We start from the raw sequence: 24,671 nt of genomic DNA on the forward strand, positions 1-24,671 counted from the left end.
AAATTATATAAACTAACTATAACTTTTATATTTGTTATAATAACCACCATATTGATAATAACCATAATAACTAGCCTTTGATGTATCAAGATCATTAAATATTAAACCATCTATTTTAACATTTACATTTTTTATTTTTTTTAGCGCAGATTTAATTCCAGCGACTTTGGTAACATTAGATCTTGCAATAAGCACATTATGATCAGTAGCTTGTGATATAAATAAAGTATCCGAAACTGGCTGAATTGGAGGTGTATCTAAAATTACATAGTCATATATTTCTTTTAATCGATCAAAAAATTCTTTTAATTTTATTGGCGTAGTTAAATCAGTCAAGTCCGATCTTCTTGTTCCTGACGTCATTAAATCAACGTCTGAACCAGGTAGTTTGGTTATTATTTCGCTAAAATTAATATCTCCTTGTAAAATATCACTAAAACCAGGTTTTTTAATTTCATCGGCTCTACTTGTAATATTTAGCACAGAGGGTCTTCTAATATCAGTTTCAATTAAGATAACTTTTCCAATTTTTGAAAAAGCTAAAGCTGTATTTAAAGAAATGGTAGTTTTCCCCTCTCCTGAATATGTGGAAGTTAATAGTATTGATTTATTTTTTTTGAATTTAGCTACCATTAATGTTCTTAAGGTACGTATGGACTCTGAAAATTCTGAATCTATATCTTCTAAAAATATTTGAGACAAATGATAACCTTTGCCTATATTTTTAACACTAGGAAGTGTTGCTAAAATTGGAATATTTAAACTCTCTAAATGTGAAGGTTCAACAACAGTATTACTATTAAATTCGAAATAAATTAAAATAAAAAAGATTAATCCAAATGAAATTAAATAAAATGAAAGTGTTATTTTTAAAATATTTGGGGATATAGGTTTAAGTGGTAAAAGTGCACTTTGGATTATTCTAACATTTGAAGACTGAAGTTCCTTAACTTCGTTTGTTTCCTTCATTCTTTGTAAAAATGTTTCATAAATCCTATTATTTGTTTCAACATCACGAACATATTGTTGCAAAGCAACATCTTTTTCTTCTAGTTCTTGTAAATCAAATTTTGCCAATTCAAGTTCATCTTCACTTGAGTTAATAAAACCTTGCAGATTTGCTAATTCAAATGCTGCAGCAGCTATATTTTCATCTAAAATTTCAACAAGCCTATTCTCAAGGTTTTCTTTTGTTTTTAAGGATTTTTTAACTTTTGGATGTTCATTTGTATAAATTATTTGTAGCGCTTCAATACTATTATTGGTTGCATTAATATTTGTTCTAATTGCATCAACTTCTTTCTTGCTTCTCAAGTCAGCGATTGCTAGCAATTCATCAACATTTCCTTCGGCTAGTTTAATAGCGATTAGATCATTTTGTTTTTTTTGAAGCTCTCTATTAACCTCTATAATTCTTTTTGAAACAGATTTAATTTGGTCTATTTTTAAATCTTTAATATCACCAATATCAATCAAATTATTTACTTTTTTATATTTCAATAATTTTTGTTCAGCAATTTCCATTTGTTCTAAAAGTTTTGAAAGCCTTACGTTAATCTGTTTATTGGCATAATTTGTTACTTTAATTTTAGTATCAACATCATATTTTAAGTAAGCATCAACTAATTGTTCTAATAAAAATTTGGCTAATTCTGCATTACCAGATTTAATAGTAATATTTACTACATCACTATTTCTTATCTGTGTAACTGTTAAATTATCCAGTATATATTTTTTAATATTAATCTTAGGTTCGTCTATTAATTCATCTTGAGAAAATAAATTTGAAATATTAAATTTTTTAGTTAATAAAAAATTTTTGGGTATTTTACCAAGTAATTTTTCTATTTTGGTTACAACTTCTTCTTGTAATATTATTGTTCCTATAACTTCATCACTTTCTAAAATTTGAATTTGATTATTAATATAATTAAGATTACGCATACCTCTTGTATCACCACTGTATACTTCCTCTATATTTACAATATTTTTTGTCGATTCCTCAATTACAAGTGTTGCTTGACTTTGAAATATTGGGTTAATATTTAAAGCAATAAAAAAACCCAGTAGACAAAAAAGACTTGGAGCTAATATTAATATTCTTTTATATTTTAAAAGAATTATCCAATAATGAGTTAAATTTAATTGCTCATTAATACTCTCTAACTTATTTAATAAAGTATTGTTTTCCATTTAATATATCTTACTTAAAAAAAGTAATGCTCCATAAAAGAATCAATACTTAAATAAAATACACTTACAAGTTGTTTTAAAAAATCTTGCTACAATTAGTAATTAAGTTTTTAAAAGCACTATATTTGGATTTAGTTAAATTAATTATATAAAATAATTTTACCAACTTCTTTGTTGAACCTTGGTATGTTTCGCAAATAGAAAAGCTTAATTGATTTTTTTTTAATTTCATTATTTTTTGAAAGTATCGCATAATTAATAAAATCATTCTCAAAATCACTCCTCAAATCTTTATTGGTAATTTGATATAGCGTTTTCATCTCCCAATAAGTATAGTCTAACAATGATTTTCTCTCAGTTGCCTTTAAAAGCTGATAAAGCTTTTTACTATTTGGGTTATTAACCTGAAGAGATTTTTTTGAAAACTTTAAAGGTTTTTTAAAAAAGATTGAATACTTGTATGGTAGGTAATTTATGGATTTAACTAAAGAACCATCGAATTTTGGACTAAAGGAAATTATTAGAATTGAGAAAATGTTATAAAAAACAAGGAAAATAAGGCTAAAAATTAGTATTTTGTTGATGTATTTATTTATAAAAAACACAAAAAATCTTACCAAGAAAATTTTTGGATTAATAGTAAAAAAAATAAATTTACTATTAACTTTATCAATTCTACTTTTTGCTACTAATATTTATGCAGAAGAAAAATTTGTTGGCTTTATTGAATCTTTAAAGGGAGGGGTATTTAAGAGTGCTGATGGAAAAAAAATTAAATTAAATGAGTTTGATCAAGTTTTTGTAGGCAATGAGATTACCTTAAGTTCAAATGCTAATGTTTCAATATCATTTTTAGATAATTCAATTCTTACTTTAAATAATGAAGGTAGTTTTATTATAAAAGAATTTGATAATTTATCTCAAAACCCAAAATTTACACTATTAATAGATAAGGGTAATTTTACTTTTGAGTCTGGAACAATTGCTAAAAATAAAAATGGTAATATGAAAATTAATCTTTCTGAGATGGAAATTGGTCTCAATGGAACTTTGGTTAGTGGTTTTAATTCTGGTGAAGAAAAGCAAATATCTCTTGTTAAAGATTCATTAGGAAAAGTAGGAACATTAAGTGTAACAGTTGGTGATCAAACTACCACAATCACTAATCCATCCACAGGTATTTCTCTATCTGGTAACAATGCAATTCAACAAACTACTTTGAGTGAAGAAGAAACGAGTCAAATAAAAGACTTCATAAAAGAAGTTACTGTTGATGCTCAAACTGAAACTGAAGAAGATATTAATCGAGCAGTTGCAAAACAACTTGCTGCAGGAACGATCCCTGATGCTAATGGTGATGGAATTACAGATGCAAATGATATGGATTTTTATAAAGCGCAATTATTTGAATTTAAAGGAACTAGAATGGGATACTACATGGAAATGTCTGATGGTGATGATATTGGTCTCATGTCAGATATGATTAGGTATTCAGACCCAAGTCAGTCTATACAGCTAATGCAAGGAATGATGGAAAACGATCCTGCCAATGCATCACTGATGATGAGTGAAGTTTCTAAAGATGGTTTTGATGTATTCTCACATATTAGTAGTGCAGAAAGTGAAAATGGAAATATGGCTTATAGAAGTGGTGATGTAAATTTTGAGGATATTAGAGCCACTCTTGTTTCTGGCATGATGAATGATCAAAGTGATTTTTCGGCAGCTACTTTGGCACAAGTAATGTCCGTAAGCGATAGTACTATGAATTCATATCTCGTTAATGAAATTACAAATTTTGCTAGTACAGATCCAGATGCAAATTTATCAATGAAAATAATGACAAATTATAATGACATACAGCAAGAAAATAATGGAGCATTATTTAAAAACCAAAAAGATGTAATGAATACACTAGCTACTAATGCTTTTCAAAATGCAACAGATGATGACGTTGAAAACATATCAGCAATGATGCAAAAAAACCCCGCTGAAGATAGTGCTTTTTTAATGGAAACTATGATTCAATACAACCCAGAAATGGTAGCCGATGTTTATGACGATCTATCAAGTCAAGATTTTGATATATTTGATCATATTGAAACTGCAAAAACACAAAATCCTCAAACTACATTTCAAGATCCTGCTAATTTTACAACAGAAACCAATATATTACCCGATCCTACTGAAAATTATGCAGACCAAGATCAATATATAAACAGATTAAAAAATGAAATGTTTACAGAAATTATGAAAAATAGTGAAGGAACAGCCGCAGAAATTGCTGGTGACATAATGATGAATACTAGTGGTGGAAATACTCAGTTTATGATGGAAAACATAGTAGAAAGTAATCCTGAAGCATTAGTTGCATTAATGGATAATTTTGCTGAAGAAAGCTTTGATGTTTTTGATCATATTAAAACAAATACAATTTCTCAAAATGTTACCCCTAGTGCTTTTTTAGAAATTAACAATCAAATTCCTGATGGAGCAATTGATGGTGCTCTAGAAAATAATAATCAAATTACTGGAGCAATAATTAAATTAACTAAGGAAGAAAAAAAAGAATTAAGACAACAAAAAAAAATAGAAAAAAAAGCAGCAAGAAAAGCAGCAAGAAAAGCAGCAAAAATTTTAGCAAAAGCAGAAAAAAAAAGAGTTAGACAATTAGCTAAACAACAAGGACAAGATAACTTTGAAGAAACTTTTACTGATGTGGCTGCAGACCAATTTAAAACAAGTATTTTTACTGAAATGCTGACAAATGCAGATGAGGCTACCATGACTACAATGGCAAAGATGGCCTCTTCAGGTGATGCAGAAACTGCATCTTTAATATTTGAAACAGTTATGTATGAACAGAGCGCAAGTGAAGGAAGTCAAGATACAAATTTAACACTAAGCTTATTAAATAACTTAAGCAATATGGAATCAGAGACTGTTGATGATTTGTTTGAAGATCAAGAAGATTTAGCTAGTAATATGGTAAACACAGCTTTAACAAATGTAACATCAAACGACTCTGATGCTGTTGCTAATATTATATCTTCTTCTGGAAACGAAAAAATGAATGAGGCAGTTTTTACTAAAATATCTACTAACAAAGATCAGTCTATGACTAGCAATGTTTTTACAACTCTTTCTAATAGTACAACTGGGGCAGAAGCAATAGTTGCTATGGCTTCATCAAATCAAAGCCTTTATGAAAATATGGCTCAAGACGTAAGCTCTGCCTCTATGACTGCGGCTTCACTACTTACAAACATTTCTAATACAGAAAATTATACTAACAGTACTACTGCTACTATAACAACTACAGATAACACAAGTACTGAGGCAGGCACTATATCTTGGGAAACTTATCCAGCAACTTCTGGCGCATATTCAACAAACACCTATATTAGTATAACTGGAAAAGCTACTTCACTTAATGGAGTAACCTATTCGGCTTCAGATTTACCTGATGGACTATCTTTCGATTATACAAGTGGTCTAATTTTTGGAACACCTACATCATCAGGAGATTGGACTTCAACTATTACAGCTTATGATAAAATAGATACCACTAGTTTTGCATCAGCAAGTTTAAGTTTTTCAATTACAGAAGATATTAGTGGAGGTAATAATCAAGCTGCAGGTGGAGGCACTTTATACTGGTCAACAACTCCAACTGCTCCTGGAACTTTAACAAAAGATACTGCTATCTCTCCAATATATTTAAATGTTACTGGAGGAGTTGGAGCAATAACTTATACGACATCTGGTTTACCTGATGGTTTAGTAATTTCAGCATCATCGATTATAGGTACACCCAACTTTGCTAGTCCTACTGGAGCAAATGTAACAATTACAGCAATGGATGCTGATAATAATACTATTACCACGTCTCTTAATTTTCCAATGATTAGTGAAGCTGCAGGTGGAGGCACTTTATACTGGTCAACAACTCCAACTGCTCCTGGAACTTTAACAAAAGATACTGCTATCTCTCCAATATATTTAAATGTTACTGGAGGAGTTGGAGCAATAACTTATACGACATCTGGTTTACCTGATGGTTTAGTAATTTCAGCATCATCGATTATAGGTACACCCAACTTTGCTAGTCCTACTGGAGCAAATGTAACAATTACAGCAATGGATGCTGATAATAATACTATTACCACGTCTCTTAATTTTCCAATGATTAGTGTAGCTCCTACCTATGTTTCATGGAATGCTGTTACTGGGCTGCCAGAAACTTTACAAGTTGGTACTAGTATAAACACTATCCCTTTAAGAGATTTTCTTAATGCTGAACCAACAACAACAACATGGAGTGTAGCAAGTGGAACTTTACCATCAGGTTTAGATTTCGATTATTCAACAGGTGAAATTTCAGGAACACCTAATACTGCAGAGGATGCAAAATCTATAACTGTTAAAGTACAAGAAACTGGGGTTGATAATAATAGCGCAACTTCTATGTCAATAAATTTTCCAATAGTTAGTGTAGCTCCTACCTATGTTTCATGGAATGCTGTTACTGGGCTGCCAGAAACTTTACAAGTTGGTACTAGTATAAACACTATCCCTTTAAGAGATTTTCTTAATGCTGAACCAACAACAACAACATGGAGTGTAGCAAGTGGAACTTTACCATCAGGTTTAGATTTCGATTATTCAACAGGTGAAATTTCAGGAACACCTAATACTGCAGAGGATGCAAAATCTATAACTGTTAAAGTACAAGAAACTGGGGTTGATAATAATAGCGCAACTTCTATGTCAATAAATTTTCCAATAGTTAGTGTAGCTCCTACCTATGTTTCATGGAATGCTGTTACTGGGCTGCCAGAAACTTTACAAGTTGGTACTAGTATAAACACTATCCCTTTAAGAGATTTTCTTAATGCTGAACCAACAACAACAACATGGAGTGTAGCAAGTGGAACTTTACCATCAGGTTTAGATTTCGATTATTCAACAGGTGAAATTTCAGGAACACCTAATACTGCAGAGGATGCAAAATCTATAACTGTTAAAGTACAAGAAACTGGGGTTGATAATAATAGCGCAACTTCTATGTCAATAAATTTTCCAATAGTAGCTGCGGCTGGTGGTGAAACTTTATCGTTTGCTACTGCCCCAGGAACATTAACAAACGTGAGTAGCGGAATAGAAATTAATGAAACAATATCAGCAATTGCCAGTCAAGGATCAGCTGTAACCTACTCATTTGTAAGTACTAATAATAAAAATATGAACGGAAGGGGTGGGACAGCCATAATAATTACAGGTAACACTATCTCTGGTATAGCTCCAAGACTAGTTGTAGCTGCTACATATTCATTTGTAGTCACTGCGTCAGCTAATGCAGGAACTCTTGTAAATACTGAGACTTTCTCTATTGATATTGCAGGAGGTGCTTACTGTATATCACCTGTTTCAAATATCTGCTTATAATGCTTTTAAATAAAAACACTTTACAAAATTTATTCTGTATTATTTTAGCGATAACAATAAGTTTTAACGCAAGTATTAATGTTTTATTAACTCAATTTTCCTCAATCATTTTTATTATTTTTTTTTTAATATGTTTAAAAAATAATGAGATTTCGAAGGCAATTAAAAAAAATTATTTTAATAACAGAATTTTTTTCTTAATTTTTATTATTTATTTAAGTTATTTAATTTTCCAAATAATTCCATTACCTTTAGATTGGATTGAAATTATAGCACCTAACAATTATGATCTCTACTCTTCTATTAAAATTGATAAAGAGTTATGGTCTTTAAGTATTGATCCAAGTAGCTCTTATTTTTCTATACTGAATTGCATTAGTTACTTAATAATTTTTTTAACATTTCCTATTTTATTTAATAGAAGTAAATATTTAATGAAATTTACATTTTTTTTATGCATGTTAGGTTTTTTTCATGCAATTTTTGCAACTTACTGGATGTTAATAGGCAATCCATCAAACTTTTTAATTGAAAAAATTCATTATATAAAAGCAAGTACAGGATTGTTTGTAAATAGATCAGTTTTTGGAACATTCCTATTTTTGTGTGCTTTTTCAGGGTTATATTACATGATAATTTTTTTCCAAAAAAATAAAACAGTAACTTTTAATTTTATTGACCAAATAAATAGTAAAATTCTTTATATAAGAATCTTTATTATTTTTTTAAGTATTGGTATTTTAACAACATGGTCTAGAGCAGCAAATTTTAGCTATATTTTAGTTTTATTTTCTTTTCTTTTTTACTCAAAAATAAATTTTAAGAAATATGTTAATCCATTGTCTACTGTAATTATATTTATTTTAATATTTGATATTTTGATACTTGGGATATTTTTTGGCAATGCAAAATTAATTGCACGATATGCTGAAACCTCAATTATTAATGAAACACTTAGACTTGATTTGCATACATTTGCACTCGATCAATTTAAAAATTTTTGGATATTTGGCTATGGAACTGGTGCTTTTGAGCAACTATTTAAAAATTTTTACATCTTACCTGATGGTATTAATAATTCTATAGGCCAACATGCACATAATGATGGATTAGAATTGTTAGGAGAAATTGGAATTTTAGGTTTCTCATTATTAATTCTAATATCTATTATTTATTTTAGAAAACTGTCAGACGGAATTAATAATAAAAAAGAGTTAGCTAGATTCATATTAATATCATTGTTGTTACTAACTTTATTTATTCAAAGTTTGGTTGATTTTTCTATGCATACATCAGGTATATCAATTTTACTAATAACCATTTTATCAATAGGTTTAATAAAGTTTAAAAATAGCAGTTCGTATTAATTGTAATCAGCGCTCCTAATATACCAATCATCTTGTTCAGCTATATAGGGTTTGTAAGTTTTAAAAAGAGTTTCAGAAGGTGTTAAAAGACTAATAACATTATTCCATTTAACCAAATTTGTTTGGGGAATAAATACAATATCATTTGGTAATATGTAAAAATTATTTGCAGCAATAAAGGCTGCTGGGTTATTAAGATTAAGTGTAAAAATATCTACATGTAAAAATTTTGTTAAATCTTCTCTTAATACATAGATAGATTTCGTTTTAGCTGTGGCTTTATTAATGCCTTTAGTTGCCAATAGCTCAGTTAAAGTTAAATCTTTATAAACTGCAATTGGACCTGATGTTGTAAATTCACCAAAAGCATAAGCTTGGTCTGTATCTGACTCAGAAACATGTACAACATCTTCTTTTCTTAGATAAACATCTAAGTCTGTATTATTTAAATTTAATAATTGGTATAAATCGATTTCATAAACTTCCTTACCCCTTCTTAATAATGCAGTTTTACTATAACTTTTTTGATCCTTTACATAGCCAGCTTTTATTAATGCATCTAACAATTTCAATGGTTGTTCTGACAATAAAATTGATAGTGGTCGATTAATTGCACCCGTAATATATACATAGGCACTTTTGTATTGCTCAATCTTAATGATAGTTTCGGGTTCTTGATAATAAGTTTTTAAAACATTGTTAATGAATACCTGTGCCTCTTCTTTCGTTTTATCTAGTATCATCACTTGACCAGCATAAGGAATTGTAACATCTCCAACAGGATTAATTGTATAGGAGCCATTAATATCATCAACATCTGTTATTGTAATATTGATAACATCACCAGCTCCTAGTGAATAATAATATTTATTATCTTTAATTAATTCAGCTAATTTTTTATCAGTTTTTTTTTTAATCTGTTCTACTCTTGGCAACGCAGATACATTAATTTTATTTAAATTATAAAACTTTAATGCGACTCCATTTCTCTCTAAACCAATTTTTTTTGCATTTTTATTAGTAGGTTCTTGTTTAAATCCAGTAGAATTAACACATCCTGAAAATATTAAAAAAATTATTATTAATCGTAAAGTCATTAATAACTAATCATACACTCAGTAAAGCATAAAATAAGAAATAAATTTTCGATATTATGTAAAGTTTATTTACAAAATTTTATTATACAAAACATAAGAAATTACATTTATAAATTAAGTGGCAAAAAATGATGATTTATTTACAAATGATAATATAAACAAAATAGTGAATTATATAAAAAAAAATCATTGTACAGTATGTGGTGGTTTAAATATTAGAGTTTTATTAAAAGATGATACTTTAAAATTAAAACAATTTATAATTAATTTTTATAAATTAGAGGATATTAATTTAATCGGTGACAAATTTTCATTTGAAGTTCGTGAATGTCTGGATTGTAGTCATATATATCACGCAAACATTTTAGATGATGAGGGAATAAAAAAACTATACACACATTTAGTTCCACATAGGGAAAAAATTTTAAACAACAAAACAGACAAAACCTTAAAAAATATAGAGTTTTCGACAAAAATATCGTCAATCATGAATAAAAAAATTAATGTTTTAGATTTTGGTAGTGGAAAAGTAAATTATCCAAATGATAATGAAAATTGTAAATTTTTTACTTGTGAAATATCAACAGTCAAAAAATCTGAGCAAGAGATAGATGTTAAAAATTTAATTAACATGGAATTTGATCTAGTTATAGCAAATCAAGTAATGGAGCATTTAACTAGGCCAAAAGAGATTTCTATAATTTTTCAAAAAATTCTTACTAAAAATGGTATTTTAAAAATTGAATTACCTTCTAGCTTTTTTTTAAAATTTAAAATTTTTTTGTATAAAATTTTTGGGCCGAAAGAAATCTTTCTTGCTGATTGTTTTCCTCTCGAACATGTAAATAGTTATTCAAAAAAATCTCTATTGAAGTTGTTTGAAAATTTTACAGAATATAAGGATCATACAAATGATTTGTATTGGTGTGATAATGACAAAAATTTAAAAAATAATATGAGGTGGCTTTCAGTAAAATATTGGTATTTAAGGGTATTATTTTCTTTTTTTCTTTTAAAAAATGGTGGTCATTATCTAATTATGAAAAAAAAAATTAAAGATTTTTAATCCTTTTTTTATATAAATTAGATAGATAATTTCTTTTTTTCAACTTTTTGAATATCAAACAATCATTTTTGTAAGTCTTATTTAGAATTTTCTTACTTAATGAAATAACATTTCGTTTTTTAATATTTTTTGTAGTATTAAGCATTTTTAATTTTGATTTGATTTTAAATTTTTTTTTAAGATATGTGTAATTTTGGTTTAATTTATTAAAAGAAAAAATTTGATCGACCATAATTACTCCATTAAATAATATAAAATCAATTTGAGGTTTAAAATGAATAAACTTTTGAACATGATATTTTTTCAAACCATTTATTACAAAATCATCAAAATTATTAAATTTTGCTACATGTTTTTTAAAAAACTTTTTATCATTTTCAGTACATTTTTCACTTTTAAGATAATTATAAGCTGAATAACATCTTTCAATTGGATCTCGCATAATAGTAAATTTGTAATATTCAATAAATTTAGATTTATTTGTATAGTAATAATCCTTAGCAGTTGCATGACCAATTTTAGCATCATTGTAAATTGCCTTACCAATAGATGTCCCTGCACATTTTGGTATATGTACAAATACACTTTTGGTTATATTAAATTTATCTATATAAATTTTTTTACCTTTAAATATTTGAAGTTTTTCTCTTAATGCTGAGGGTATGGAGTTTTTTAAATATTTCTTCATTGATTAATTTGAAAAACACTATTTTTTGAAATAATTATATATTTACTCATAAATAAAGAATTAACATTTATATGGATATTGATTTAATTTTATATAAAGAGCAACTGCAATAATTGCAAAATATACAAAAAATAACGTTGAAATAAAATAAATTGCTAAATGTATATCTAAAAGAAAGATTGATAATGTACATAGGCCATAATAAAAAAAATACATTATATATTGTATTTTTTTATAATAAGATTTCATATCATAAAATAAGACATATTGAATAATTGGTCCAAGAAACAGTTTCAGAGAGCCTACAATTATAGTGAAAAAATATAAATTTGAATAAAGATTTTGGATTTCAAAATAATTAAATATTAATTCTTTAAATATAATAAGACCTAACATAAGTGGAATTAATGGGATCATAATTAATTTAGTTCTATAAATTATGAACTTTTTTATTTTAGCAATATCTTTATCAACAAAATATTTTGAATATTGATAAATAAATTTATTTTCAAATATAGCGCCACTAATAAAAAATAAATTCATTATTCTGGTAATAAAGAAAAAAACAAAGATCTCATTTTCATTATAAACATACGTTGCAATTACAAGTGGCAAATATAACATAAGAGATCCAAAAATTGATGAGAGGCCTTTATGCTTGTTGGAAATTAAAAAATTATAATATTTAAACTTATAATTTAGATGAAAGTTTTTTAAATTTGTAGATTTAAATATGGCAATATAAGAGATAGCCAAAGTAATTATTGATGCATAAAAATAGTTAAATATAAAGTTATGCTTAGTATTAATTAATAGAATATAGAAGGTTAAACTAATTAATAAAAATCTAAATAAACTTGCAGTTTTTGGTCTATTGATTGCATTAAAATAAAAAGAATTTAAATTATTAACGCCGAATATGAAAATAACAGAAAAAAAGATAACTACAAATAGTAGATTCTCACTATTAAATGTTTCTGAAAAAAAATAATTTATAATAGTTATTAGTAAACAAATAAATAATAAAAAAAACATCATAGGTATTTTTACCTTAATAAATAAACCTAATATTTTTGATTTATGTCTGTTTTTAAATTTTAGGATATAATTGAGAATTCCATAATTTGAAAAATTACAAATAATGGTCGCCGTAGTAATAATAATTATATAATCATCAACTTGAGATTTTTGGTAAGTTATCAAATATTTTATTATTAATATATTTAATATTATTGGAATAACTCTAATTATTGATATTAAAAACAAATCGAAAATATCTTTGGAAATAATTTTTTTGTTAAAAATATTATTTTTCATTTTTTAATTTTCTATTATTAATTAACATAAAAAAAACTAACATATGAGGAAATAAACCTACACCACCAGGGGTGATCGTAATAAAACTCATAAAAATAAAATATGGTAAATTTTTAAGATTAAATTTAAAGAATTTTATTAATAAAAATAAGTATATAGAAAAGTTTAAATATCCATAAATTATAATATTATCAAACCATACTGAATGTAAACTTGAATTAGTAAAACCTGTTATATAAATGATATCTAGCATACCTTTCAATCCTTTTGGTTCTATAGAGAGTTGTTCAATTGCTAAAAGCCAATACGAGTCTCTTTTATTAAAACCAGTAAATAAACGATAAGGTTCAAAAAATTCGTGTTGGAAAAAAGGGATCATAATAAGTTCTTGTGATACGAATATGATTAAGAATATTACAAATAATATTATTATTGAAAATTTTAGATATATATTTTTAAATAGATTAATTAACAAAAACAATGCTGCTAACAAGGTACTCTTAGTAAATGTTAGTATCAAAGCAATCAAAGCCAAGATAATCATAAAAAATCTTTTTTGGATAAGAAAAAAATTTAATGCAAATAAAAAAAAACCAGATAAATATGCTATATTATGAAAATATACCGATGATCTCGGCAAATTACTAACATAAGTATACATAAAAATTACAAAAAGAATCGGAAAAAAAATATTAAAAAATAACTTTACAGATTCGGTATAAATTTCTAAATTTTCATTCGATATATTTACGTAAATATAAAGACATAATATAAAAAAAATAAACCTAAATATTTCGTAAGGTGTGTTATTCGAAAAATAAAATGTTATAATTAAAAAAAATATTAAACAAGCAGAAATTAAAAAATTATGTCTATTAAAACTTAGATCATTAGAAATTTTAAAAAAAATTATTAAATTGCATACAATTGTTATAATTAAAATTAAATTAGAAAATTTTTCGTTAAAAAAAAAAGATGAAGAATAGAGGCTTATAGATACTAGACTAAGAAAAATAATTATTTTTTTAGTGAATATAACTGGCATAAATCTTTATAGAGAGTTGATGTTTTAAAAATGCTATTGAAACTTAAGTTTTTAATTGATTGTTTATAAAAAAAATTTGGATTTATTTTACTATTTTTTTTATATTTAAAATAATTTCTTATTTTGTATTTATTTAGAGTGTAATAACTCACATGTGAATCATTACACAATATTGGTAATTTACAAACGTCATAGTCTAAAATTTTTGTAGAAATCTGGCCTTTAAGATAACTATCATTTGAATACCAAGAGATGCCAAATTTTGATTTATTTAAGTAATTATTTAAGATATTTAAAGGTAAATTCTTATTAATTATTTTTAAATTGTTTTTAACCTTTTTTAAATTTTTAAGATTTTTTTTGTCTATTTTACCAATAAGTATTATTTTATATTTCTTTGAAAGATTAAAAATTAAGTCAGAAAAATCATTGCTAGTTTTTTTTTCTGATATTTCTCCAATATGAATAAAATCATATTTTTTTTTTAAAGGTTTATAATTACAAAATGATCCCATCGGTAAGTAATATGTTTTTTTTCTTAAAATATATTTTGATAAATAAAAAATTAAATCTTTATGAGCAAAGATATTTAAATTTGATTTATTGATAAAAATTTTTACAAGGTCTTTTGTCAGATAAAAAAAACCAGTAGATCTTGATCTATAATCAACTATTATCATTTTAGCACTTATTAAAGACTTTTGAATTCCAGCGAAAAACCAAATTAAATCATCATCAATTTTTTTATAATTTGTATCTTGATGAATACTTGTTTTAAAATTTAAATTTGCTAAAAATTTTTTATATACGTAGATCTCTGGTAGATGTGCTTTTGTTTTTATAATTGAAGCTTTTTTAGATGACACTAGTAATAATATTTAAATTAAAATGTTCATTAGAATAGTAATTTATTTTCAAACAATATTTCTTGATAATTTTTTTGCTTAAACCCTTATTGTAGATTTGTTTTGGTAAAGAATCAGAAATAAAAATCACTTTTTTTTTGGTATTTATAAAATTATATACATGTGATGATGTATGCGTATATATTTTGTTAATCGCTTTATAAGAATATTTGCTGCTAAAAAAAATTTTTTTTTTTCTACAAAACAAATATAATTCTATTATATTTGCAACACTGAGCTCTTTTGGGTGAGGTTTAAAAACTCCCACATCACCATCTTTTTTATTTTTAATAAAATATTTAATTATTTTAATATTTGTCATATTGTATTGAGACATATTCCAGTCTTTACTCAATTGACCAATAATTAGAGTGTTAGCTTTTGTATTATTATTGTTTGATATCATTTTAATTAAATATGAATTTAATAATGAAAAAAAATTATTTGAAAAAATATATATAAAAAATTTGATTGAATAAAATGATTTACCTATTATGTAATCTATAAAATCATAAAAAGTATACAAACTATTTAATTTCAATCTTTTTATATAAAGTTTATTTGGAATTTTTTTTATTTTGTTACTAATAGATGTTTTTTTTAAAATTTGGTATAATTCTGAATTTCTATTTACACCTTTCCTGTCAACAAAAAGATAACCGTTTATGTTGGCTATCTCTAAATGTATATATCTATTTTTAGAGTAAACATGTTTTAAACAGTTTAAAAGTAAATTTGTATCAGACCAGCTTATTATAATAATTTTTTTATCAATTTTTAAATTTTTTAATTGTAAAATTAAAGATATCAAAGTTTTTTTTCTCAAATAATCATTTTTAACATCATAAGTGTTTTTTTTTAATTTTTTTGATATTGATATTTTATTTAAATTAACTTTCTGATAATCAAGCTTTATGCAATGAATGTCATTTTTTCTACAGGCTATATAAACTGACTCTTTTATTGTGAGAACTTTTAAGTTTTTGATCTCTTTTAACCTGTTCCAAAAATTGAATCTTTCGATTGACTCTATGATTATATAAACTTTATTAATCATTTTTAATTATTATTTACCTCTTAAATTATAGATGTAAATTATTCAAGATTTGCATAATAAAATTTTATAAAAAAAATTTACATATTATTAAAAATTTATTTCGGCTTTTTATCTGTTCAGGGTATATGATTGGATATCTATGACTTTACGATTAACAGCAAACTTAGTAAAGATTTTTAATTTCACAATAACGTCTATCTAATATTGGGGGCATCAGATTTATCAATGAAAAAAAAAATTTTACATGTAATTGAATCGACTGCAACCGGTACATTGTCAGCAATGCGTGGTCTAGCCAATTCACAAATTAACGATGGAAATTATGTTTCAATAATATACTCAAAACGAGCTGATACACCAAAAAATTTATCAAACTATTTTAGTCCTCAAATTAGTTTGATAAATATTCAAATGTCATCTATCCCAAATATTTTAATTTCTTTTATTAAAATATTTAAATTTATTCTTAAGTTTAATCCACATTATATTTTTCTTGCCTCTTCAAAAGCGGGATTTATAGGAAGAATTGTAGGTCTTTTTGTTAATAAAAAAATATTATTTTTTTACATACCTCATTGTATTTCATACATAAGAAAAGATATAAGTAGTTTAAAAAAGATTATTTTTATTTCTCTTGAGTTAATTGCATCATTAAAAAAATGTGTAATCATAGCTGTCTCTAAAAGTGAATTAAAACAAATTCAAAAATTTATTAAATTTTCACCATCTTTTTTAGTAGAAAATGCAGTAACCAGTGAATATCTTAATTTAAGAATTCCTAAAAAAAAAAATAGAAATATTATTACTGTAGGTGGAATTCGGCCTCAAAAAGACCCTGAAAGTTTTGCTAAAATTGCAAAAAAAATCATGGAAATAGATAATACGATTTCTTTTACATGGATAGGAGATGGAGATAGCAAATCTAAAAAGCTTTTATTAGAATCAGGAGTTCTAGTAACAGGGTGGCTTGATACTTCAGAAGTTAAAAATAGACTATTAAATTCAACTTTATATCTTTCGACAGCTAAATGGGAGGGAATGCCAGTATCACTCTTAGAGGCACTTGCCTGTGGTTTACCAGTAATTGCGTTTAATTGTCTAGGTAACGCAGACATTATAAAGGGTAGAGATATTGGTTTTGTTTTCAATCGTGATGATAATGTAGTTAATGAAACACTTAATCTGATTAATGATGAAGAAAAAATTCACCGCATGTCAGCTGCTGCTTGCACTGTTGTTAATGATTGGTTTAATTTAAATAGAAACAATCGAGAAATTAATAATATAATAAAAAAAACTGAAGAAGATCATAAATTATAATGAAAAATAAAAAAAAAAATATACTTATTGTGGGGGGATCAGGGTTTATAGGTAAACACTTATGTTGCAAATTATCAAAAAAGAATAAAATTTATATTCTTGACCTTAAAAAAAATGATAACTCAAAAAATCAATTTAAAGTAGATATAAGAAATAAAATAAAAAAAATAAAAGGACTTAATAAGATAGATCTAATAATAAATTTAGCTGCTATTCATAAAGAACCAGGACATAAAAATTATGAGTATTTTGAAACTAATATTAAAGGAGCTGAGAACATTTGTGAGTTTGCTGAAAGTGTTAAGTGCCAAAATATTATTTTCACGAGCAGCATAGCTCCTTATGGTATTCGTGATAAACTTAAAAATGAACAAACTACTCCTTGCCCGGTTACCGCTTATGGGTCCTCAAAATTAGCAGCGGAAAAAATTCATATAGCTTGGCAAAACCGTGATATGCCGAATAGAATATTAACTATTGTAAGGCCTGGAATAGTTTTTGGTAAAGGAGAAAAAGCAAACATGTACCGTTTAATAAAATTAATACATAAAAGATTCTTTTTTTATATGGGTAACAGAAATACAGCTAAGGCATCAATTTATGTAAAAGAATTAGTAGATCAAATAATGTGGGTGAATCAAAAACAAGAAAAGAAAGAGATATCAAAAAATATTCTTTTTAACGCAGCTATGTGGCCAAATCCAACTATACAGGATTATGTTGAAACCATTTGTAAAGTTTCAAATATTAGTCGTTCAGTCCCTTCAGTTCCATATTTCTTTATGCTGTTATTTAGTTATTTGTTTGAAATAATTTTTAAATTATTAAGAATAAATAATTTATTTAGTCCTATACGATTAAGCAAATTAATTAGATCAAATTTAATCAAACCGTCATTTTTGATAAATAACAAATATAGATTTAAATATTCATTAAAAACTGCATTTCATGATTGGAAAAAAGAAGATAAAGAAACTTGGGTTAATTAATTCTAATTAGAGTTAGTGTAGGTGCTTATAAGTATGCCTCTCAAGTAAAAAGGTGATGCAAAAATATAGCTATTTTTTATTTAATTTTTTTTCCCATTCAATTGCGGTTTTTAAAATATAATTTAAATTATTATACTTTGGTTTCCACGAAAAATATTTCATAAATTTTTCTACATTTGACACAATCATTTCACTATCTCCTGGCCTTCTTGATCCAATTGTAGTTTCTAAGTTTTTTTTTATAATTTTATTTAATTCATTAATTACATCTTTAATACTAAAACCATTTCCATATCCGCAGTTAAATAAATTAGACTCACCACCTTCTATCAAATGATTTGCTGATATTAGATGAATTTCTGCTAAATCAGAAACATGAATATAGTCTCTTATAGCTGTTCCATCTGGAGTGTCATAGTCATCTCCGTTAATAATCAACCTGTCTCTTTTGCCAACAACCACTTCACAAGCAACTTTTATTAAGTGAGATGAAACTTTTGAAATTAATCCTGTTCGCATTTTCTCATCAGCACCAGCTACATTAAAATATCTTAGTATAATATATTTTGAATTATAATTTGTTGAAGTTTCTCTAATAAAGTTTTCTAGTTCTAGTTTTGATGACGCATAAGGGTTGAGTGGATCTGTCGGATCAGTTTCTTTAACCTTTAGAACTTTAGGGTTACCATAAACAGCAGCAGTTGAAGAAAAAATAATTTTTTTTAATCCATTTTCAAAGCAAGTTTCTAAAAATACTTTAGCTTTTGAATAATTAAAATCTTTATATCTTTCTGGCTGTTCTACTGATTCATCAACTCTAATTAAACCAGCAAAATGCATCACTAAATCAAAATTATTATTTTTTATTAATTTAATTACTTTTTTTTTTTCAGCAATATCAAATATTACAAGTTTTACTTTTTTGGGTAATAATTCTTTATTTCCAGTTACTAAACTATCGATACAAGTAACCTCATGTCCTTGATCAATCAATAAATGACAAACATGACTACCAATATAACCAGCACCACCAGTAATTAAAATTTTATTTGCTTTCATTTTTAATTTAGAAACAGTTATCAAATCAACTTTATATGCTAAGCATAAATAAAACAGATATAAATTTTCAGTAATATGTAAAGTTTTTTTACTCTTTTATTATGTAAATTTTGAAGAAATTACATTTATAAATTATTAATAAATTTTTTAATTAAAAGCCAGTAATATAGTTGTTTATTAATTAAGATTTTTTTAGCAACATCTTTTTTTTAAAATTAGAAAAAATACGCCTAATAAGAGCAGCTCCTACCCCTAAAAAAATTGCAAACATAATTGAAAATAATCCATAAAAAAATGGCATATCTTCTGAAAATTCTAAAATAAATAGTGAGAAAAAATTTAAATCTGAACTTAATATTTTTATTATTTCTTTCTCAGTCTGCTCAGCAAAAAAAGTTTCATAAGCAATGGCTATTCCAACAATTAGTAATAAAATTGCTAATAAAGCCTTTAACCCAGAACTATCAATTTTTTCACCAAGTTTTTGTCCTACTTGAACCCCTATGATTGATCCAATAACCAACATTACTACTAACATTAAATCTATAGATCCAAAATTAAATGAATGTAAAAAAGTAACTATGACACTAACAAAAATTGTCACAAACAAAGAAGTTCCTGGAACTAATTTTGTTGGCATTTTAATTATATAAATCATTGCAGGCACTAATATAAAAGCACCTCCTATACCCATTATAGCAGCAATAAATCCTACAAATAAACCAATTATAATTGGGGTAAATATACTTTCGTATAATTTTGATTTTGGAAACCTCATTCTTAGCGGAAGACCATGTATCCAATAATGCACGTGTAATTTTTTTTTAACTATAAGGTTTCTTTTTGCTCTGTCTATTTCTCCAAGACTTTCGACTAACATTAATGTACCAATTATTGCAAGTATATACATATAGGCTAAAGAAATAACTGTATCAATTTTTCCAATACCTTTAAAATATGTAAAAATATAAATACCTAATGCAGTTCCAATTGTTCCACCAATAACAATCATAAGACCCATTTTATAATCTAAAGTATTTTTTAAATAATGAGTTGTTGATCCTGATACCGATGTTGCAAGAATATTGTTAGCTTCATTTGCAACTGCGTATGCGGGTGGTACGCCTAAAAAAATTAAGAATGGGGTCATTAAAAAACCACCGCCAACACCAAATAAACCTGAAAGCACTCCAACAATTGCACTCAATAAAAGTATTTCAATAGGATTAACAAATACTTGAGCTATTGGTAAAAATACATCCATAAAAAATTAAGAGTTGCTAAAAAACAACTTAACTAAATGTGATAAAAGTTCCAACTAATATAATACCCCAATAAGCAGCAAGACTAACAAAAATACCTGTTTTGATAATAGTTGCTTTAAAAACTGAAATTTTGTTTAAAATTTTTATGTTGGAAATTGACATTACAACCGTCAATACACCCAGTTAATTATTTGTCAAATAAATAGTTAATATAAGATGATTTTTTTTATTAGTAGATGGTTGCTCCGAAAACCTTAATATCATCCCCTTCAACACCAAGGACTAACCTTCCAAGAAACTCACCTTCAATTTCTTTACTCTTTTGTTTGAATAATACGGTGATGTTCAAACCTCTTCTAAGACATCCAAATGCCTCATAATCCTCAGATAAACTAGTTAATAACTTATTGTTAGCCCACTGCTTGCCAAGCTCTACTTCATTTGCTCCAAATAGCATTTGAGTTCCAAAATCTTTAGTAAAACCACCATAATCTTTCATATTTGAGGTTTTGACAAGATTATCCCAAATAGGTTTAGCAATTGCTATAATCTCATCATCAGATTTCTCTAAAAGATTCATAATTTAAGTTTAACTGTTTTAAGAAGCTTTTCTCTTCTCGTTCTCGTCAACTATATGATAAACGGGTACTTTCTCTAGAGTAAATTTACCAGTTTTTGGATCACGTCTAGAAACTGTTAAGCAGTGCCAATTATCATCATCCAATTTCATATGGTCACCTCTATAGTAATAACCAGGCCAACGTGTTTCTTCACGGAACATAGTATGTTCAGTCACACACTGAGAAGTTAAAGCTCTGTGTTTTAATTCCCAAGCTCTCATAAGTTGGTGTAAATCTTCAGCGCCTACTTTTTCTAAATCTTCTTCTAACCAAGCAAGTAATTCTAAACCTCTCTTAAGCATATTACCATTAGTCATATAGTTGGTTGCAATTCCCCCAACATATTCATCCATAATTCTTTGTAGACGTTGAAGTCCTTGAATTGGTGAAATGTAACTTGGTGAAACTGTTCCACCTGTAATCTCATTTTGAGCTACTTGATATGTCTCAAGGGGTTTAAATATAGCAGTTTTAAAGTCTTCACATTGTTTGTCGGTAACTTTAATGCCTTCTGCTTTTTTATCTTCAATATATTTAACAGCAGCTTTTGCAGCTAAACGACCTTCGGTAAATGATCCTGACGAAAATTTATGAGCACTTCCACCTACAGTATCACCTGCACCAAAAAGACCATCAATTGTTAACATTCTGTTATAACCCCAGAAATATTCTGGTGGCGATAAATCTTCAGGTCCACTAACCCAAGCTCCAGAACAAGTTGCATGAGAACCCATAACATAAGGTTCAGATGTAGTTAGTTCAGGATTTGTGTATTTAGGATCAATATTTTGAGAAGCCCAAACAACCGCTTGACCAACGGTCATACCAAGGAAATTTTCCCAGCCAACAGTCTCTAGGTGTGGATCTTGGAAAGCTTCAGTAGTTACCATGTGAATGGGTCCACCACCTGCAATAGTTTCTTGAATAAATGCATGGTTTCTCAAGCATGTAGGAGTTGGATGATGATCAATGTATTCACCAACTAATTCTTTAGTTTGATCATACCACTTCTTCTCATAATTCTCTCCATTTGCATTTTGAGTATATGTTTTAAGGTGCAAGAAGTACGCTCCAACTGGACCATAACCATCTTTAAATCTACATAACACAATTCTGTTTTCCATTTGTGTCATTTTAGCTCCAACAGCGATAGGTAATGCATAAGCAGAACCGTTACTCCATGGTGCATACCAAGTTCTTCCCATACCTTCACCAACTGCTCTTGGTTTGAAAATGTGAGATGCTCCACCTGCTGCAACAATTACTGTTTTTGCTTTAAAAATATGGTAGTCACCAGTTCTCATATTAAAACCAACAGCTCCACCTACTCTATTTTCTTGAGCTTCATCCATTAAAAGATGAGTAATCATTATTCTATTATAAATTTTGTCAGCTGATTTTTTTGCAGCTTCTGCAACGATTGGCTTGTAACTTTCACCATGAATCATGATCTGCCATTTACCCTCTCTAAGGTAACGACCTGTTTTTTCATTTTTCATCATTGGTAAGCCCCACTCATCAAACATATGAACTGTTGAATCAACGTGACGAGCCATGTCATAACCTAAATCTTCTCTAACCATTCCCATTAAATCGTTACGTGCATATCTTACGTGGTCTTCAGGTTGATTTTCACCCCACTGCATACCCATGTAACAGTTAATTGCGTATAAACCTTGAGCAACAGCTCCACTTCTATCAATATTAGCTTTTTCAACACAAATAATTTTCATGTCTCTTCCCCAGTGTCTAGCTTCAAAAGTAGCACCAGTTCCAGCCATACCACCACCAACAACTAAAACATCGCAATCCTCAAAATGTGTTTTATGTTTAGCCATTAGTAGTAAACTCCCTTTTTAAATGTATCTTTTGGTACAGATGGCAACTTACCATCAATGTTTAAACCGTTAGGTTCAGTATAAAGCATTTGAGAGTTAATCTCACCTTCATTAGGTTTTTCACCTTCTGCTAATTTTGGAATAAACTTTCCCCAAGGCTTTGTTGTAATTGGAGATACAAAGTCTTTAGTTGTTCCATTTCTAAATTTAATTTTCCAAGAGATAGTTCCTTTTTCCTCTTCACGTCTAACTCTAACGCTGTGACCCATAGGAGCAAAGTCAGCATAGCCACGAACATCAATTGCGTGATTAGGACAAGCTTTAACACATGAATAACATTCCCAACAAAAATTAGGTTCAATATTAACTGCTCTTCTAATATTTTCATCAATGTGCATTATATCTGATGGACAAATATCCACACAGTGACCACATCCATCACATCTCGTCATGTATACAAAAGTTGACATATTATATTACCTCTCTCTTTTTAATAGTGTTTTGGTTGTTCTCTTTTAATTCCCAGTCCAAATTGTTTTGGTGCATCAGCTAATGGAGGAAGATTGTCTCTTGATCCATCTGCTTCTGCTAAGTTTTTTTGGATTGCTGCACCAGGCTTATAAATCATGTGTGCAAATTTTGACCAATAAACTCCCCCAAATAAAACAATGTTTGAGGTAATAAATAAAACTAAAAATAAATATCCTAATCCAGCTGATCCTGAAGATTGAAAATAAGACCAAGCAAGTCCAGTAGTTGCACACGCAAGAAGTGCTAGAACAAACAAGTCTGCTTTAATAATTCTATACCATGGATGAGCTTCTGCTAATACATCTACTCTTAAAAATAACCAAAACCAGTATCCACCCACACAAGTCATTATTGCTCCAACATGCCAAATCATAGGCCAAATTGTTGGTACAGTTGTTCCTGTTCCAGTGTAACCAAAAACTAATACGACTGATGCAACCCAAAATAAGATAGTTCCATACATCCCCATAACATGAGCAACTCTTCTTTTGCCTGCACCCAATTCTGCAGTAGTTGCAATATCATGCACTACGGTTTTTAAAATAACTGAAGTTTTTTCTCCAACACCAAGCTCTCTTTCGGCAGCTAATTTTGCTTTTTTTGCATTATTGAAAAAGTAAGTAACATTTTTATGATGTATCATTTGAACAACTGTTCCAATGACGATTAAAGCCAACATTGCCAAAACAAAGCCTTGAATTACAGAAGGAGAAATTGATTCTGCTAATGCAGAGAATGGACTAATTGTCATCATATAGAATATTACCCTTATAACTATTTTGTTTGAAACTTAATTTTGAGTTTTTAGTATAGTTGAAATGATAGATCAACCGTTATTAGGTGCTCTATTTATCAATCAAAAATAC

The 24,671-nt window shown here is 27.3% G+C and carries 21 protein-coding genes; 6 read left to right on the plus strand and 15 right to left on the minus strand.

Features of this window, described 5'->3' with window-relative positions:
* Window positions 1-12 precede the first annotated feature (12 nt).
* Both ABXT39_RS04100 and ABXT39_RS04105 read right to left on the minus strand, forming a co-directional pair.
* Window positions 13-2,193: a GumC family protein gene (locus tag ABXT39_RS04100; protein WP_415294417.1), complete on the minus strand. Its 2,181-nt coding sequence runs from the start codon at window positions 2,191-2,193 to the stop codon at window positions 13-15.
* 140 nt (window positions 2,194-2,333) lie between these two features.
* The gene (locus tag ABXT39_RS04105) at window positions 2,334-2,513 is read right to left on the minus strand and encodes a hypothetical protein (protein ID WP_415294419.1); all 180 of its coding nucleotides are present in this window, start codon (window positions 2,511-2,513) and stop codon (window positions 2,334-2,336) included.
* A 262-nt stretch (window positions 2,514-2,775) separates the two neighbouring features.
* Between ABXT39_RS04105 and ABXT39_RS04110 the strand changes: the two genes are divergently transcribed.
* Window positions 2,776-7,641 carry a putative Ig domain-containing protein gene (locus ABXT39_RS04110; protein ID WP_415294421.1) on the plus strand — a complete coding sequence of 1,622 codons (4,866 nt, stop codon included), beginning with the start codon at window positions 2,776-2,778 and terminating at the stop codon, window positions 7,639-7,641.
* The gene (locus ABXT39_RS04115) at window positions 7,641-9,008 is read left to right on the plus strand and encodes an O-antigen ligase family protein (RefSeq protein WP_415294423.1); all 1,368 of its coding nucleotides are present in this window, start codon (window positions 7,641-7,643) and stop codon (window positions 9,006-9,008) included. Before ABXT39_RS04110 ends, ABXT39_RS04115 begins: the two co-directional genes overlap by 1 nt.
* Here the strand turns inward: ABXT39_RS04115 and ABXT39_RS04120 are convergent.
* Window positions 9,005-10,105, minus strand: coding sequence for a polysaccharide biosynthesis/export family protein (locus tag ABXT39_RS04120; protein WP_415294425.1), 1,101 nt, complete (start codon window positions 10,103-10,105; stop codon window positions 9,005-9,007). The two genes, ABXT39_RS04115 and ABXT39_RS04120, sit on opposite strands and share 4 nt — an antisense overlap.
* Window positions 10,106-10,223: 118 nt before the next feature.
* Here ABXT39_RS04120 and ABXT39_RS04125 point away from each other — a divergent pair, with 118 nt between their 5' ends.
* Window positions 10,224-11,171 carry a hypothetical protein gene (locus ABXT39_RS04125; protein ID WP_415294427.1) on the plus strand — a complete coding sequence of 316 codons (948 nt, stop codon included), beginning with the start codon at window positions 10,224-10,226 and terminating at the stop codon, window positions 11,169-11,171.
* On the opposite strand, the gene ABXT39_RS04130 is transcribed toward ABXT39_RS04125, so the two are convergent.
* Genes ABXT39_RS04130 through ABXT39_RS04140 form a run of 3 tightly spaced genes read right to left on the minus strand, consistent with a single transcriptional unit; the run spans window position 11,158 to window position 13,555 of the window.
* On the minus strand, window positions 11,158-11,859 hold the full coding sequence (locus tag ABXT39_RS04130; RefSeq protein WP_415294429.1) for a sulfotransferase family 2 domain-containing protein: 702 nt from the start codon (window positions 11,857-11,859) through the stop codon (window positions 11,158-11,160). The genes ABXT39_RS04125 and ABXT39_RS04130 overlap by 14 nt on opposite strands.
* Before the next feature lie 60 nt (window positions 11,860-11,919).
* Window positions 11,920-13,176: a hypothetical protein gene (locus ABXT39_RS04135; protein ID WP_415294431.1), complete on the minus strand. Its 1,257-nt coding sequence runs from the start codon at window positions 13,174-13,176 to the stop codon at window positions 11,920-11,922.
* A complete protein-coding gene (locus tag ABXT39_RS04140; RefSeq protein ID WP_415294432.1) occupies window positions 13,166-13,555 on the minus strand; it encodes a hypothetical protein in 390 nt (129 codons plus the stop codon). Before ABXT39_RS04140 ends, ABXT39_RS04135 begins: the two co-directional genes overlap by 11 nt.
* Before the next feature lie 22 nt (window positions 13,556-13,577).
* Here ABXT39_RS04140 and ABXT39_RS04145 point away from each other — a divergent pair, with 22 nt between their 5' ends.
* Window positions 13,578-13,793 carry a hypothetical protein gene (locus ABXT39_RS04145; protein WP_415294434.1) on the plus strand — a complete coding sequence of 72 codons (216 nt, stop codon included), beginning with the start codon at window positions 13,578-13,580 and terminating at the stop codon, window positions 13,791-13,793.
* Between the two features lie 400 nt (window positions 13,794-14,193).
* Here the strand turns inward: ABXT39_RS04145 and ABXT39_RS04150 are convergent, their stop codons facing one another.
* Window positions 14,194-15,087, minus strand: coding sequence for a hypothetical protein (locus ABXT39_RS04150; RefSeq protein WP_415294436.1), 894 nt, complete (start codon window positions 15,085-15,087; stop codon window positions 14,194-14,196).
* Window positions 15,077-16,183, minus strand: a complete 1,107-nt coding sequence (locus ABXT39_RS04155; protein WP_415294437.1) for a hypothetical protein — start codon at window positions 16,181-16,183, stop codon at window positions 15,077-15,079. Before ABXT39_RS04155 ends, ABXT39_RS04150 begins: the two co-directional genes overlap by 11 nt.
* A 225-nt stretch (window positions 16,184-16,408) precedes the next feature.
* Here ABXT39_RS04155 and ABXT39_RS04160 point away from each other — a divergent pair, with 225 nt between their 5' ends.
* Window positions 16,409-17,503: a glycosyltransferase gene (locus tag ABXT39_RS04160; protein ID WP_415294438.1), complete on the plus strand. Its 1,095-nt coding sequence runs from the start codon at window positions 16,409-16,411 to the stop codon at window positions 17,501-17,503.
* The gene (locus ABXT39_RS04165; RefSeq protein WP_415294439.1) at window positions 17,503-18,492 is read left to right on the plus strand and encodes an NAD-dependent epimerase/dehydratase family protein; all 990 of its coding nucleotides are present in this window, start codon (window positions 17,503-17,505) and stop codon (window positions 18,490-18,492) included. The genes ABXT39_RS04160 and ABXT39_RS04165 overlap by 1 nt, the downstream gene beginning before the upstream one ends.
* A 69-nt stretch (window positions 18,493-18,561) precedes the next feature.
* On the opposite strand, the gene galE is transcribed toward ABXT39_RS04165, so the two are convergent.
* From galE to ABXT39_RS04200, 7 genes are all read right to left on the minus strand, one after another.
* Window positions 18,562-19,551 (minus strand): UDP-glucose 4-epimerase GalE, encoded by a 990-nt coding sequence (gene galE, locus ABXT39_RS04170; RefSeq protein ID WP_415294440.1) that lies wholly within the window; start codon window positions 19,549-19,551, stop codon window positions 18,562-18,564.
* A gap of 181 nt (window positions 19,552-19,732) precedes the next feature.
* Complete coding sequence (locus ABXT39_RS04175; protein ID WP_415294441.1) at window positions 19,733-20,815, minus strand: TSUP family transporter; 1,083 nt, start codon at window positions 20,813-20,815, stop codon at window positions 19,733-19,735.
* A gap of 28 nt (window positions 20,816-20,843) precedes the next feature.
* Window positions 20,844-20,978, minus strand: coding sequence for a hypothetical protein (locus ABXT39_RS04180; protein ID WP_415294443.1), 135 nt, complete (start codon window positions 20,976-20,978; stop codon window positions 20,844-20,846).
* 67 nt (window positions 20,979-21,045) lie between these two features.
* A complete protein-coding gene (locus ABXT39_RS04185; protein ID WP_415294444.1) occupies window positions 21,046-21,396 on the minus strand; it encodes a hypothetical protein in 351 nt (116 codons plus the stop codon).
* 18 nt (window positions 21,397-21,414) lie between these two features.
* A complete protein-coding gene (gene aprA, locus ABXT39_RS04190) occupies window positions 21,415-23,274 on the minus strand; it encodes an adenylyl-sulfate reductase subunit alpha (RefSeq protein ID WP_415294445.1) in 1,860 nt (619 codons plus the stop codon).
* Window positions 23,274-23,744: an adenylyl-sulfate reductase subunit beta gene (gene aprB / locus ABXT39_RS04195; RefSeq protein WP_415294446.1), complete on the minus strand. Its 471-nt coding sequence runs from the start codon at window positions 23,742-23,744 to the stop codon at window positions 23,274-23,276. Before aprB ends, aprA begins: the two co-directional genes overlap by 1 nt.
* 20 nt (window positions 23,745-23,764) lie before the next feature.
* Window positions 23,765-24,559 carry an adenylyl-sulfate reductase gene (locus ABXT39_RS04200; protein WP_415294447.1) on the minus strand — a complete coding sequence of 265 codons (795 nt, stop codon included), beginning with the start codon at window positions 24,557-24,559 and terminating at the stop codon, window positions 23,765-23,767.
* Window positions 24,560-24,671: the final 112 nt, after the last annotated feature.

The organism is Candidatus Pelagibacter sp. Uisw_113 (assembly GCF_047717815.1).
Classification (GTDB): domain Bacteria; phylum Pseudomonadota; class Alphaproteobacteria; order Pelagibacterales; family Pelagibacteraceae; genus Pelagibacter.

Coding starts and splice junctions, on each gene's coding strand:
- ABXT39_RS04160 (WP_415294438.1), top strand. CDS start 16,409: ATGAAAAAAAAAATTTTACATGTAATTGAATCGACTGCAACCGGTACA.
- ABXT39_RS04175 (WP_415294441.1), bottom strand. CDS start 20,815: ATGGATGTATTTTTACCAATAGCTCAAGTATTTGTTAATCCTATTGAA.
- ABXT39_RS04180 (WP_415294443.1), bottom strand. CDS start 20,978: ATGTCAATTTCCAACATAAAAATTTTAAACAAAATTTCAGTTTTTAAA.
- ABXT39_RS04140 (WP_415294432.1), bottom strand. CDS start 13,555: ATGATCCCTTTTTTCCAACACGAATTTTTTGAACCTTATCGTTTATTT.
- ABXT39_RS04135 (WP_415294431.1), bottom strand. CDS start 13,176: ATGAAAAATAATATTTTTAACAAAAAAATTATTTCCAAAGATATTTTC.
- ABXT39_RS04155 (WP_415294437.1), bottom strand. CDS start 16,183: ATGATTAATAAAGTTTATATAATCATAGAGTCAATCGAAAGATTCAAT.
- ABXT39_RS04100 (WP_415294417.1), bottom strand. CDS start 2,193: ATGGAAAACAATACTTTATTAAATAAGTTAGAGAGTATTAATGAGCAA.
- ABXT39_RS04110 (WP_415294421.1), top strand. CDS start 2,776: ATGTATTTATTTATAAAAAACACAAAAAATCTTACCAAGAAAATTTTT.
- galE (WP_415294440.1), bottom strand. CDS start 19,551: ATGAAAGCAAATAAAATTTTAATTACTGGTGGTGCTGGTTATATTGGT.
- ABXT39_RS04145 (WP_415294434.1), top strand. CDS start 13,578: ATGATTAAGAATATTACAAATAATATTATTATTGAAAATTTTAGATAT.
- ABXT39_RS04120 (WP_415294425.1), bottom strand. CDS start 10,105: ATGACTTTACGATTAATAATAATTTTTTTAATATTTTCAGGATGTGTT.
- aprA (WP_415294445.1), bottom strand. CDS start 23,274: ATGGCTAAACATAAAACACATTTTGAGGATTGCGATGTTTTAGTTGTT.
- ABXT39_RS04115 (WP_415294423.1), top strand. CDS start 7,641: ATGCTTTTAAATAAAAACACTTTACAAAATTTATTCTGTATTATTTTA.
- ABXT39_RS04105 (WP_415294419.1), bottom strand. CDS start 2,513: ATGAAAACGCTATATCAAATTACCAATAAAGATTTGAGGAGTGATTTT.
- ABXT39_RS04185 (WP_415294444.1), bottom strand. CDS start 21,396: ATGAATCTTTTAGAGAAATCTGATGATGAGATTATAGCAATTGCTAAA.
- ABXT39_RS04200 (WP_415294447.1), bottom strand. CDS start 24,559: ATGATGACAATTAGTCCATTCTCTGCATTAGCAGAATCAATTTCTCCT.
- aprB (WP_415294446.1), bottom strand. CDS start 23,744: ATGTCAACTTTTGTATACATGACGAGATGTGATGGATGTGGTCACTGT.
- ABXT39_RS04130 (WP_415294429.1), bottom strand. CDS start 11,859: ATGAAGAAATATTTAAAAAACTCCATACCCTCAGCATTAAGAGAAAAA.
- ABXT39_RS04165 (WP_415294439.1), top strand. CDS start 17,503: ATGAAAAATAAAAAAAAAAATATACTTATTGTGGGGGGATCAGGGTTT.